This is a genomic window from Anaerotruncus sp. G3(2012) (genome assembly GCF_000403395.2).
In the GTDB taxonomy this organism is placed as follows: domain Bacteria; phylum Bacillota; class Clostridia; order Oscillospirales; family Ruminococcaceae; genus Anaerotruncus.
Genome location: NZ_KE159657.1, coordinates 712,581 through 726,030, shown reverse-complemented (window position 1 = coordinate 726,030; position 13,450 = coordinate 712,581). Strand labels below are relative to the sequence as shown.

General features: G+C 53.5%; 10 protein-coding genes. 6 read left to right on the top strand and 4 right to left on the bottom strand.

Annotated elements, in window-relative coordinates:
- Positions 1-140: 140 nt before the first annotated feature.
- A complete protein-coding gene (locus C814_RS22115; RefSeq protein ID WP_016315391.1) occupies positions 141-3,449 on the bottom strand; it encodes an N-acetylmuramoyl-L-alanine amidase in 3,309 nt (1,102 codons plus the stop codon).
- Positions 3,450-3,479: 30 nt separating this feature from the next.
- Complete coding sequence (locus C814_RS0104010; RefSeq protein WP_016315390.1) at positions 3,480-4,940, bottom strand: glycoside hydrolase family 10-like protein; 1,461 nt, start codon at positions 4,938-4,940, stop codon at positions 3,480-3,482.
- A 267-nt stretch (positions 4,941-5,207) separates the two neighbouring features.
- On the opposite strand from C814_RS0104010, the gene C814_RS09150 reads away from it, so the two are divergent.
- Entirely contained in the window at positions 5,208-5,576 is a 369-nt protein-coding gene (locus C814_RS09150) for a zinc-ribbon domain-containing protein (RefSeq protein ID WP_016315389.1), read from the top strand.
- Between the two features lie 73 nt (positions 5,577-5,649).
- Here the strand turns inward: C814_RS09150 and C814_RS09145 are convergent, their stop codons facing one another.
- Positions 5,650-6,171 carry a DUF1836 domain-containing protein gene (locus C814_RS09145; RefSeq protein WP_016315388.1) on the bottom strand — a complete coding sequence of 174 codons (522 nt, stop codon included), beginning with the start codon at positions 6,169-6,171 and terminating at the stop codon, positions 5,650-5,652.
- Between the two features lie 157 nt (positions 6,172-6,328).
- Here C814_RS09145 and C814_RS09140 point away from each other — a divergent pair, with 157 nt between their 5' ends.
- From C814_RS09140 to C814_RS09130, 5 genes are all read left to right on the top strand, one after another.
- Complete coding sequence (locus C814_RS09140; protein WP_016315387.1) at positions 6,329-6,982, top strand: PAQR family membrane homeostasis protein TrhA; 654 nt, start codon at positions 6,329-6,331, stop codon at positions 6,980-6,982.
- A gap of 197 nt (positions 6,983-7,179) precedes the next feature.
- Positions 7,180-7,533 carry a ComEA family DNA-binding protein gene (locus C814_RS22110; protein WP_016315386.1) on the top strand — a complete coding sequence of 118 codons (354 nt, stop codon included), beginning with the start codon at positions 7,180-7,182 and terminating at the stop codon, positions 7,531-7,533.
- A gap of 142 nt (positions 7,534-7,675) precedes the next feature.
- Complete coding sequence (locus C814_RS0103995) at positions 7,676-7,963, top strand: hypothetical protein (protein ID WP_016315385.1); 288 nt, start codon at positions 7,676-7,678, stop codon at positions 7,961-7,963.
- Between the two features lie 210 nt (positions 7,964-8,173).
- Positions 8,174-10,396, top strand: coding sequence for an alpha-galactosidase (locus C814_RS09135; RefSeq protein WP_016315384.1), 2,223 nt, complete (start codon positions 8,174-8,176; stop codon positions 10,394-10,396).
- A 374-nt stretch (positions 10,397-10,770) separates the two neighbouring features.
- A complete protein-coding gene (locus C814_RS09130) occupies positions 10,771-12,486 on the top strand; it encodes a methyl-accepting chemotaxis protein (protein WP_016315383.1) in 1,716 nt (571 codons plus the stop codon).
- 108 nt (positions 12,487-12,594) lie between these two features.
- Here C814_RS09130 and spo0A read toward each other — a convergent pair whose 3' ends face one another.
- On the bottom strand, positions 12,595-13,374 hold the full coding sequence (spo0A, locus tag C814_RS09125; protein ID WP_016315382.1) for a sporulation transcription factor Spo0A: 780 nt from the start codon (positions 13,372-13,374) through the stop codon (positions 12,595-12,597).
- Positions 13,375-13,450 lie beyond the last annotated feature (76 nt).

The window sequence follows — 13,450 nt, the reverse complement described above, 5'->3', positions numbered from 1 at the left end:
AGGAGGGGACTTTTTGCAAGCGAAAAAGCCCCTGCAAAAGACACTCCAAACAAAGCCGCCTGTCTTTTAGATATTATAGCAACCTTTCAGGCGGACTGCAACAAGGAATTTGTACAGGCCCGCAGCTTCATGGCTGTTCCTCATCCTGCCTCTGGAGCAGACCCGGACGCCCCGCTCACCTCGACCTCACATTCAGCGGTATATCCGCCCTCCTCGGTCGTGACCCGAACCGTCGTTTTTCCCTCCGAAACCGCGGTCACCGTCCCGGACTGGTCGACACTGGCGATCCCTGCATCCGCCGATTCCCAGACCACCTTCTGGTTTTCCGCTTCCGCAGGCTCAACGGCCGCCTCAAGCGCCGCAGTCCCTCCCACTTCCAGATTCAGCTGGCTGGTATCAAGCGATACGCCGGTCACTTCAACCAGTGCATCCGGCTGATCCTCATCATCCCCGCTGCCGGTTCCGCCGCCCGACCAGGCCCCGGCCAGATAGCTGCTGATCCCGCTGGCAATCCCCTGCGCGATCCGGTTTTGATACTTCGAGTTAATCAGTTTGCTGTATTCGGATTCGTTCGAGATAAAGCCTGTTTCGATCAGCACACAGGCGAATTGGGACTCCCGGGTCATGTAGTAAAGCCCGGACTTTGCGCCGCGGTTGACAGTATCGAGCGCAGCGGAAACATTTGCCGAAATCAGCGCTGCAAGCTGTTTCTGGAACGGATAGAAGTAATAGACCTCGCTTCCCTTCGCCTCTGGATTCCAGTTGGTGTTGTTGTGCACACTTACCAGGACCTGCGGATTGAACGCCCGCGCCGATTCCAACCGTGAAGCCATCGTGCTGCCGGGCGTAACCATCAGCACCGACGCACCCTGGCTCTTCAGCTCGTCGGCAAGCCGCTGGGCAATCTCGAGGTTGATATCCGCTTCATCCTTGTCCGGATAGAACCCGAGTGCGCCAGGGTCGTTTCCGCCATGCCCCGGGTCCACGACAATCCGCGCCCCTGAAAGCGAACCGGGAGAATTGTTAAACCGCAGCACCAACCGGGTCTCCTCCTCATAGTACGCCCGGTAACCGATAAATCCGCCCGGCTTCTTGAGATTGAGTGTCAGATCGGAGCCGCTCCATTCAGCGGAGGTAAAGAGCGCGTTGTCGCTGCCCAGCGTCCGGGATTCGGGTACAGAAGCAGTGTAGGCAAACTTGAACACGATCCGGTTTCCGTCGTAAGCGACGGTATAGGGAATCTTGCTTCCAGTCGTGAGCGAAACGGTGGTATACCCTCCCGAAGATTTGATGCTCATACCTGAAATTTTGTTGTTGTCCGGCATCTGTCCGCCGGTCGTGATGTCCTTGGAGTAGACCCGCACGCCTGATTGCAGTTTCCAGTAGCTCTTAGTCGTGTTGCCGTTTTTATAGATGATTTCGCTCCCGTAGGTGCGGTCGACCGTTCCCCGCGGCAGTGGATAATATCCAGAGTGTGAGCTGTCGTCCAGGGACGAGATCGGGAAGGTCTCCGCCTGATCCGCTACCACCTGCACCACGACGCCGTCCCCCATCTTAGCTTTCTTGTTGACCGTCACTGATGCTCCTTCCAAGGTCATCGAATGCCCGTCCGACATGACCGCCGTGACTGAGATCGCGCCGAGCTTTGTCGCCGATTCGGATGCAGAAGGCATGGTGAATACCCCGGTATAGGTACGGTATCCGGAATCGCGGTCGGTGTCGTCCCCCTCGAACTCGGTCTCGGTGAGGGTGATCTGCTGCCCGCCAAGCGACGCAGTGACCGATGAACCCTCATAAGCCAGCGCGGTGACAGTCACAGCCATACCGCCATCCACACTGATCGCACCGGTCGGCTGTATATCCTTCAGAACAATGACCTCGCGGGTGATCTGATAGGTGAACGTCTTGTTTTTATGGGAGATTGCAAAGGTGTTCAGGCCCTCCGCCAAATCCTTCCGGACTGTGAAATAGCCGCTCTCGTTGCGGGGAATCTCCTCCCCGTTGATCGTGACCTTCTCCCGCGGGTCGGACGCGCCCTGAAAGGTGACAGTCGGTTCCCGCGTCTTATAGACCAGCTCGGCCGGTTTGCTGATCGAAAGCTGCTGGAGAACATAGGTCTCGTCGATCTCGTTGTTCATGTACTGCACCAGCATAGTGGTCGTGCCGCCGGGATTGTCCGCAAGGGCTTTCAGCGAACGGAACGCGCTTCCGCTGCCCACACCGATGTCCCGCAGGTCGATCACCTGCTTAGTGAGCTGCTCCATCACCTGCCAGCCATACGGCTCGACGCCCAGCCGCTCGTTGGCGTGCATCGTGTAGAGGGTCACACCCGCGCCCTCCGCGACCCCTTTCCACCAGCGTGCAACCGTCCGGAACTCCGCTTTCGGATCGGTGGTTGAATCGAAGTTGCGGACCATCACAAAATCGAACTGTCCACTTTCGACAAACTTTCTGGTATCCGCGTTGCCGGTCCCGAGCGAGGTAGCATCGGCCGCCGTCTCGCTCCCGTCCGGATTGACCGACTGATTTTCCCAGACTGCGTCTACCATCAGGCCCACCTGCGTTCCCGGCGCGGCCTGACGAATCGCATCCGCCGCCGCCAAAACCATCGCCTCCGGAATCTGCCGGAGATAGTTTTGGTAGCCGATTCCGCCGCCGCTTTGCAGATAGGACGCATAACGCTCCGCACCGGATGGGGCGTCATAGTTTTGCAGAAGGATGCCGTCAAACTGGTATTTCCCGGCGAATTCCCCAATGCTGAACCGGATGCTGTCAAGCGTCTCCCCGTCGGCAGAGAATCCCCGCAGAAAATTTCCATCCGCATCCGCGAGGTCGGAGACATCGTAAGTCGCATAGACAAAAAAACCCATTTCCCGCGCCTGCGCCGCGAGGTAGTCTACACAGTCAAGCTCTGTCTGCGCCATCTGGAGCGCCGAGCTGGTGAACAATACGCTGCCCTCCCACTTGGTGTCGATAATGATGCTGTTCATCGTCAACTCCTGTGCGTGCTGCAGCGCCTGGTCTATCTGTGCGGCAACTGCGGCACGCGAGCGGTCCTCTCCGGTCAGGTAGTCCCGCCCTGCGGTGATCTGCACCGCGCGCATCTCCTCCGGAACGTTGAAATAGACCGGTTCTTCCGGCTCCTGCGGCTGTTCAGATGGTTCGGATTCGTCCGATGTCTCGGATTCCGAAGGGATATCCGTTTCCCCTTCCGGCAGGGACGGCGAATCCGGTCCGGACATGGAGGAATCCGGCGTCGGCTCGCCTTGTGAGCTGCTGCTTTCCCCCCGTTCTGGCAGCACCGTCTCAACCGGCGAACTACCGGATGCCTTGCCGTAAGGATTTCCCTGCAACAACGCCAAAACGCCCGTCAGCAGTGTGATCGCAACGAGCACTGCTGACAGGACGATTGCCATTTTCTTCTGATTTGGAGCCGGTTGTTTTGCCATAGGCGCCCTCCGATGCGCGGGAAAAGCCGTTTACAGGATTTTTTTCAGGTTTTCCCGCTCGATGCGCACCTGAGGCGTATCGGTGGAGAAGAGAGAATCGTAACTATAGATCGCGAACCCACCGTAATGGGACGCCTTTCGCGCGGTCTCGACCATCCGGGCGAGGATGTCCTCGGTATTCAGCCATTCCCCGCTGCCCGCGCCTGCCCACTGATCTTCGGTGCCGAGCTTATAGGCTGCGATTCCAACGTAAAGCTTGATGGTCGGGACTTTTATCATTCGGTCCCATTTTTCAACCGTCTGCGCATAGGGATTGGTGCCGTTCTCAAACCCGTAGTAAATCTGCGGGCAGATATAATCGAGATAGCCGGGATTCGCAAGCCATTTCTCAACATCAATGAACTGGCCGTTGTAGTTGTTCTGGGTGTTTCCCTGCGGGCTGATCCCGAACAGGCAGTTGGGATCAATCGACTTGACCGCCGTATACACCTCCCGCACCAGCTGATTGACATTTTCACGGCGCCAGTCCGCCTGCGGAAGGCTGCTCTTTGCCGCACGCCAGGTCGCCTGATCGAATGCCATATCGGTGGTGGGGTAGAAATAGTCATCAAAGTGAATTCCGTCCACATTATAGTTCGCAACGATCTCCTTCACTCCGTTGACAATCAGTGCCCGCGCCTGTGCACTCCCGGGATTGTAGTAGATGCCGCCATTCCATTCGACCACGCTGTCGCTGCCCGATTTGAGCCATTTCCGGGCCTGATTTTTGCTGGAAAGCGCATCCTTATAGCCACTCAGCCGCACCCGATAGGGATTGATCCACGCTTCGATCCGCAAACCATGTTTATCCGCGATCTCGCACATGATCTCAAGCGGGTCATAACCAGGATTTTCCCCCTCGGTCCCGGTCAGCAGATAGGACCACGGAAAATAATCCGACTGGTAGAGGGCATCTGCAAACGGGCGCACCTGTGCAAATACGGTGTTAAACCCCTCGTCCGCAATCTTGCCGAAAGCGGTGTCGATGTTGCTGGCAAACTCCGCTTGGGTTTTGTTTTTCGCCAGCGGCCCCAGAGTAAGATAGGAGAACCAGACCCCGCGCGCTTCCCCCTCGACCGGCTGGGCGGGCTGGGTCCGCTTGGCGAGCATTACCGCCTCCCCCTGTTCCGGCATCCCCTGCGAAGCGGCAGATTCCTCCTCCATCTCCGGTTCAGATGGTTCGGACGGTACCTGGTCTATTTCCTGGGAAACGAGCAGGCGCCCATCCTCTGCGGAAGGGGCCTCCACCCCATAAACGCTCCGGCTCTCTGACCGGCTGAGCAGAATTTCAGCATCCTGTGCGTCCGACACTCCAGGCTCTGCGGAGGCGCCCGAAGAGACAGAAGCCCTATCCGGCCCGCTGCATCCGGCGAACGACAGCACCATACAAGCCGCCAACAAAAGCAAGCCGGACAGAAGCAATATACCACACCATTTTCTCACATTTTTCACAGGCAAATCTCCTCCTGCCGCATGACATCATTCAGAATTTATGTTCATTTTACACATTTCGACCGTTTCGGTCAAGTGCAAAAGAATTGACAATTTCAAAAAATCAGATACACTAAAAGAAAGAGCGTTCTATTCCGCACTTGAAAAAACGTTTGAAAATGGAAATGATTGCTTTTGGCAAGGGCGCAGCATCGGCCATGTCCGCCTCCTGCCAAGGCTCCGTCGATCTCTCTATTTCCAAACAATCCCTGGACTGGAGGACACAATATGTTTTTTATAGGTATATTCGGTACAGATGCAAAAGTAGTACCCGTTGGCCAGATTTCAGGCGTCCCCTGCGCTGCCTGCGGTCGTCAGGCAGATTTCAGCGTCTGCCGCCAGTACAGCTATGTCCATGCATTTTTCATCCCGCTGGTCAAATATGGGATATCCTATCTCGCCACCTGTCCGCATTGCGCCAGCGTCTACGAGCTGAACCCCGAATCCGGCAAACGGATGCTGCGCGGTGAACCAGTGCACCCCTCCCCGTCTGACCTGCACCTTCTAAAAAACAACTGTGTCCCGCGCTGCGCATCCTGTGGCGCTCCACGTCAGCAGGGGGATGTCTTTTGCAGCAAATGCGGCACAAAATTGTGAGTACACATTTTTTTAACGTCATATTTTTAACGTCATAGAAAAACGCATCATCCAGAACTGGATGATGCGTTTTTTATGTTTCGTCGATCATCTTTTCACAAAGCCTGCGCAACAGTGTAGAAGCGGAGGACAGCGCCAGACAGAGCGTCAGAAGCTGTTCCCGGTCGGAGAGATCCGGTTCGGAGCCGAACGTCTCCAGCAGAACCTGTTCCAGCTGTCCACGCAGGTTCTCTTTCAGTGCGAGTGACGCTCCATAGGCGCAGGCAAATCCGGAAAAATCCGCTTCATGGGCAGTAAGGGTGCGAATATCCGACATGGAAAGCGTCTGTTTCAGATTTAACACACAAAGCAGCTGAAAAACCTGCTCCCGAGAATATTTCTTGCCTTTCACAGGCATAATAAGCTGTTCCTTGCTATAATTGTGAATCATCGACTTGGTGAGCAGCTTGTCCTGCGGGCGGCGTTTGTTGGCAGAAAGCCCATCCTCCACCAGCGTCAGAATCTGATCCATATACAGGTCGATCGCCGGGATCGACTCCACCGGGAGATTGGCGTCGGAAAATGCCTGTTCCAGCAATTCAGGAAATGATTTCATGATCTTACCTCACTGATTGATCTTTTTTGCCTCTATCATACCTCAAATCAGATTCTTTTTCAATCATATCTTGCAATTTCCCATGATATGCAGTATAATAATCCTATAAAGTAGTTTTGAAAACCATATTATAAAATATCAAAAACGAGGTGATCCTATGCCACGCATCTTTTTAAAAGCACGTGACCCTATCAGCAGCTATTCTCATTTTATCGGCGCAGGACTTTCCGTCCTAGGGCTCGCGGTGATGATCCTGCATCTGGCTGTCTCTGGCCCGGTTTCCTTGATGACCGTGATTTCGACCCTGCTTTTCTGCCTCTCTCTGATCGCACTCTACAGCGCAAGCGGATTTTACCATTTTTCCCGGGCTTCTGCCCGTATCATCGCCCTTCTGCGCAAGCTCGATCATGCGATGATCTACGTGCTGATTGCAGGAACCTATACCCCGGTACTGCTCAATCTGCTCCCTCCCACCAAGGCAATCCTTTTTACCAGCGCGATCTGGGCGGTTGCACTCGGCGGAATCGTAATGAAGCTCTGCTGGATCAATGCTCCTCGCTGGCTTGGCACCTCCCTCTATCTATTGCTTGGATGGGCCATTCTGATCGATCTTCCCGCAGTTGGTACCCTGCCCGCCCCAGGGATTGCGCTGCTCCTTGCAGGTGGACTCTGCTACACTTTTGGCGGTGTGATCTATATGCTCAAGCATCCCAATTTTTCAAAAACATTCGGATTCCACGAACTGTTTCATATTTTTGTAATCTTAGGGAGTATGTTTCACTATTTTATGGTGTTGTTTTTTATCGCCTGATGGTATTTCCTCTCCTGATGTGGTATAATTGAGATGCTTAAACCCAATTCTGTTTTCAAGCATTGGGCATATGCTATATGCCCGCTGACTGTACAAGGCGAACCCGATCTGCCTTTGGCGGTTCCCTTCTTGGGGAAGGGTTCGATTCTGGGATGCAAACAGATGAACACAATAACAACATAGGAGACGGCAAAAATATGGATTTCAAACTTGGTTATGGAACGCTCGGATTGATCGCGCTGCTGCTTACCGCAACGCTGATCTGGTATCAGGTCGAAAACGCACCGCTTGAGGTCCCTGCCGTAATCGAGTTTACCCCGCCGCCGGTGCTTGACCCTTATCCTGAACTGGCTGGCGTAAAGATCAATATCAATACTGCCACGGCAGAGGAGCTGGACCGCCTGCCAGGAATCGGCCCGGCAAAAGCGCAGGCAATCCGTGAATATATCGCTTCTCACGGACCGTTTGTCTCTGTGGAGCAGCTCCTTGAGGTCGACGGAATTGGTAAGGAAACGCTTGGGGAAATCCGCAGATATATCACCTTGGAATAGAGCTGATCCATGCCTTGATTACAGTCCCCTCTGCTCTTTGGAGTGGAGGGGGTTTTTGCAGCCAGATCTCCGAAAGCCTATCTTTATCCCTTGTCTTTCCACCCTCAATATGGTACTATTTTCAAAAAAGGGAGATGGTGCGATGGACGTAAAGACCCAAAAACAGCTTTTGGAATATCTTGGCCCCGAATATGAACCCAAAGTGATTGATGGCGAACCCTGCCTGTATAGAAGGCTGAACGAGCTCTATGAGATCGAAATTTCCCGGTCCGAATCTCTGTTCCATACATATGGTGTCTATATCTGGCATCTGCTGCGTGAAGGGCGCTGCCCTGTAGAAATGGTTGACATGAAAAGCGATATTTTCAGCCGCTCCACTCTGAAAAAACATCTTGATGCAATGGTCAGCCAGTATCAGAACCGGGTCTGATACCAAACTGACCGCCCAAATACCAGTCCTGGAAACAGGATTGGTATTTTTTATGGAAATAACCGGTTTTCCAAACAAAAAACAGGTTTCCCCTTGAGATTTTCCACCGCCTGTGCTATGCTTAACAGCAATGTGGCTCCAGCCGCAGCCTGGCAACCATGATGCATTCTGTGCATCCGGTGAATTGACTATACCATGGAGGACGTTGCTATGTCTATTTTTTTTGATGAAAAAAAACAAACATTCCACCTATGCAACAACGAAATCAGCTATATCATGGCTGTCCTTCCAAACGGGCAGATGGGACAGCTCTATTTCGGGAAACACATCCACCCAGAACGGGATTACTCGCACCTGCTGGAACTTGCAACCCATCGGCCGGTCACCGCCTATCTTCGGGAGGACGACCGCACCTTCTCGCTGGAACACGTCAAGCAGGAATATGGCGTTTATGGGACAACCGATTTCCGGCAGCCCGCAGTCGAGATTTTGCAGGAAAACGGAAGCCGTCTGTCTGATTTCCGTTACAAAGGGCATCAAATTGCCTCCGGGAAACCCCGTCTTGCCGGACTCCCCGCAACCTATACCGAGCGGGATGACGAGGCCGAAACCCTGACATTGACATTGGAGGACCCTGTTACCGGTATCACGCTCGAACTGCTTTATACCATCTTTTCAGAGGGAGGTGCTGTCGCGCGGAGCGCCCGGTTCACCAATCGTGGTAAAAAGGCGGTCCATCTGCTCACTGCGATGAGCCTCTGTCTTGATCTGCCGGACTGTAATTATGACTGGATGCAGTTTTCCGGTGCATGGGCGCGGGAACGGCATCTCATGACTCGAAAGCTCACGCCGGGAATCCAGTCGGTCGGAAGCCGGCGCGGCCACTCCTCTCCCCATCACAACCCGTTCATCGTTCTAAAACGTCCTACTGCAGATGAATTCCAAGGGGAAACGATCGGTTTCAGCCTAATCTACAGCGGCAACTTTCTGGCACAGGCCGAAGTCGACACCTACAATGTCACCCGTGTGCTGCTCGGCATCCACCCATCCGGGTTCGACTGGAAGCTCGAACCACAGGAGTCGTTCCAGACTCCCGAAGCGGTTATGGTCTACTCGGATAAAGGCCTGAACGGCATGAGCCAAAACTTCCACCAGCTCTACCAGACCCGCCTCGCCCGGGGCATCTGGCGTGACCGGGAGCGTCCGATCCTGATTAACAACTGGGAGGCCACCTATTTCGATTTCACCGAGGATCGGTTGGTTGAGATCGCCCAGAAGGCCATGGAATGTGGCGTCGAACTCTTCGTGCTTGATGACGGCTGGTTCGGCAAGCGCTGCAACGACCATGCCGGGCTGGGGGACTGGGTTGCAAACCCTGAGCGGCTCCCAAATGGAATATCAGGGCTTGCACAGCGCATTGAAGCACTTGGGATGCAGTTTGGGCTCTGGTTTGAACCGGAGATGATCAACAAGGACTCGGAGCTCTATCGCGCCCACCCAGACTGGCTGCTGGAAACACCCGAACGCCCCGCCTCCCACGGACGGTTTCAGTATGTTCTGGACTTTTCCCGTAAAGAGGTGGTTGATCACATCTACCACATGATGGCCAAAATTTTGGAAGAAGCGAACCTTTCCTACATTAAATGGGACATGAACCGCAGCATCACCGAATGCTTCTCGAATGCGCTTCCCGCCGACCGCCAGGGCGAGGTCTTTCACCGCTATATTTTGGGCGTTTATGACCTGTATGAGCGTTTGACCTCCCAGTTCCCGGAGGTTCTGTTTGAGTCCTGTGCGAGTGGCGGCGGACGTTTCGATCCCGGTATGCTCTATTACGCGCCGCAGGCTTGGGCCAGCGATGACTCAGATGCGGTCGAGCGGTTGAAAATCCAGTATGGCAGCTCATTCTGCTATCCGATCAGCAGCATCGGCAGCCATGTCTCGGTTGTCCCGAACCATCAGGTATTCCGCATCACCCCGCTGCACACCCGGGCGAATGTCGCCTGCTTTGGTACTTTTGGCTACGAGTTGGACCTCAACCAGCTGACTCTGTCGGAACAGGAAGAGGTTCGCCAGCAGATCAACTTTATGAAAGCACACCGCCGCACCCTTCAGTTTGGCCGGTTCTACCGCTTAAAAAGTCCGTTTGAGGGCAATGTGACCGCATGGATGTCGGTGAACAGGGATCAGTCCGAGGCAGTTGTAGGATGGTACCGGGTGCTTAACGATGTGAATGCACCATTTACCCGGATCCGTCTGCAAGGGCTTGACCCTGACCGCTGCTACCAGATCAATGACAGCGAAAGTTTCTACGGGGATGAGCTGATGTACGCAGGATTGATGATCAGCGACCCCTCTGCCGGAGAGGTTCCGGCTGGCGGGACCCCAAGCTGCGATTTCGATTCGCGTATTTTTGTCCTGAAAGCACTCTGACAGGCAAACGCTGCCTCCAGACAATCCATACCGGGGCAGGGCTTCCGGCAGCCTGCCCCGGCGCCTATCGTCCTACGAGCAGCTTTTGGAGCGATTGGCAGTTATTTTACCCTCTGTTTTAAAGATTCGCCCATCTCTTTGATGAAATTTACCGAAAGATGTTGAAATTTTCTATATTTTTTTGTAGAATAGAAGGGGACGTTGTTGAATCCAACTCTTTTTGCTTTCTGTTCGAGGAGAAAATGGTGTTTTGCCCGCAACGGCGCCGGTTGGCATGTTCAACGGGGGAAACGTGATTTTTGTTGAATGCATCCTTGTTTTCAGCAAGATGGATTCTCTTCCCGGAGAGGTGCAACGCATCGAAAGGATAGGTTATGAAAATGAAAAAAACGATGAACCAGTCTACAAGATCCTATATTCTGAATGGTTTTTCCATTCTTGCCCTGTTGATCACAGCACTCCTGCTGTTGTTTTACAGCAATATGAACAGTAGGCTTTATACTGCAAACCAGGAGCGGTTTGATCTAACCTACAATGCCAACCGGTTCATGAACGGTTCATCTTATCTGACCAACGAGGTACGCGCTTATGCTGCAACCGGGGACACAGTCCACTATGACAACTACTGGAATGAAGTCAACAATCTGAAAAACCGTGATCAGGGCGTCGCGGCGATGCAGGAAATCGGCATTACCAAAGAGGAACAGGCGCTGATTGATGCAATGTCCAACCTTTCCCAAGAATTGGTCCCCCTTGAAGAAAATGCGATGGAAAATGTCAAGGCCGGTAACATGAAGGAGGCCGTTGATTATGTTTACGGGAAGGATTACGATGCGGCGATTACACAGATCAACAGTCTGAAATCCCAGTTTCTTGAGACATTAGATTCCCGTACCTTCGCAGAGGTACAGGGACTGCTTCAGCTCTGTAATGTCATCAAGGTTGCCATCTTTCTGGCACTGGCGCTTGTCTGCATCCTTTTGGTGGTAAGCATACGATCCACTCAAAAACGGGTTCTGCGTCCGCTTGTGATTATCCGCGACCAGATGGGGGAAATCTCCAGCGGAAATCTTTCCTCCGAGTTTCCTCTGGAATCTGATACCTCCGAAATCGGGATGCTGGTGAAAGCGATCCACGAAACCAAACGGGATCTGAAGACCTACATCCATGACATTGACTCCAAACTTGCACAAATGGCAGATGGAAAGATGAATCTTGCGATCGATCTGGATTACCATGGGGAATTCCTGCCTATTCAGAAGGCGATGCGCCAAATTCTGGATTCGCTCAACAATGCGCTTGCGCAGATCCATGTGACTGCTGAACGGGTGTCTGCAAGCTCGGAACGGATGGCGTCCGGTGCTCAGGTTCTCTCTCAGGGCGCAATGGAGCAGTCTGCGAGTATTGAAGCGCTTGCATCCAGCATCCAGGAGCTGTCTCACCAGGTAACCAACACCTCCGAAGATGCCGAAACTGCCCATGCCTGTTCGACCCAGGCGGCAGGCGCACTGATGGTCTGTGACCAGAAACTCCGTACCCTGATTTCTGCTATGCAGGACATCTCAAATGCGGCGAGCCAGATCGGCGGGATCATCAAAACCATTGAGGACATCTCGTTCCAGACCAATATTCTGGCACTCAACGCTTCGGTGGAAGCAGCTCGTGCCGGTGAAGCCGGAAAGGGCTTCGCAGTTGTGGCAAACGAGGTGCAGAGCCTGGCAAATAAGAGTGCGGAAGCTGCGCAGAACACCTCCAATCTGATTGAAAATTCGCTGCGCATGATTAAGCAGGGGACCGCTTTGACCACAGATACTGCCAACTCGATGGACGAAGTGATGACAGGGGCGAAAAAAGCAACCGAACTGATCGCGCAGATCGCCGAATCTGCGGTACAGCAGGCGCAGTCGCTCAACCAGCTGACCAGCGGCATGGAGCAGATTTCCAGCGTGATCCAGACCAACAGCACCACCGCTGAAGAATCCGCACAGTCGGCACAGGAGCTTTATGGTCAGGCCGATGAGTTGAAGCGCGCAGTTCAGCATTTCCAGCTTCGGGAACAATCTGCTCTCGGAACCGGGTATCTGCGATGATTCCGGCACATGGCTGAAAACCCAAAACAAACCGAGATGCCGCGCCATCGTTTCAAACGGGTGGCGCGGCATCTCGGTTACACGGGTTCTGCCGGGAAATTCATAGGATTAGTTCGCAGCTTTCAGACGAAGGCGCAGTTTGTCGGCAATCATTGCAACAAATTCCGAATTGGTCGGCTTTCCGCGTCCATTGTGGATCGTATAGCCGAAATAGCTGTTAAGCGTGTCCACATCGCCGCGGTCCCACGCGACCTCGATCGCATGACGGATGGCACGTTCCACACGCGAAGCGGTCGTATCAAACCGTTTGGCGACGGTCGGATAAAGCAGCTTGGTTACCGAATTGATCATTTCAGGAGATTTGACCGAAAGTATAATCGATTCTCTGACATAGTGGTATCCTTTGATGTGTGCAGGCACACCAATCTGATGGATGATCTCGGTGACCATCAGTTCAAGGTCAGGTTCGCTTGCAGCGGTCGTTTCCGGCAGGCCGCTGGCGGTCGAAATCGTTCCTCCCGCGATCTTGACGATCCGCTCAACCATCTGGTCGACATCGAACGGCATCAAAAAGAAGTAACAAGCTCCGGCGCTCATGACTTCCTGTTCCAGCATAGGAGTGCTAAATGTAGAAGTCACCATGAAGCGCGGCGGATGTAACAGCCCCATCTCTTTGACCGCTTTCATGACGCCGATTGCGTCTAACTGAGGCATAAAAATGTCCATCAATACGACCTGAGGCAACGCCTCTCCAACTACGCGGGTAACAGCAAGCCCGTCACGAGGAGCGGTGATCGTCTCAAATCCATAGGTCCGAAGCGCCAGTGCGCATTTACTGCAATAATCCCCATTACCTTCAACAATCAGCACTTTTGTGTGCTCTTTCATCCAGCTCTCTCCTTAATCTCACGTCCCTGTCGGTATTTTACCATGATTTCCGGCACATTACAACGGCATTTGCAGA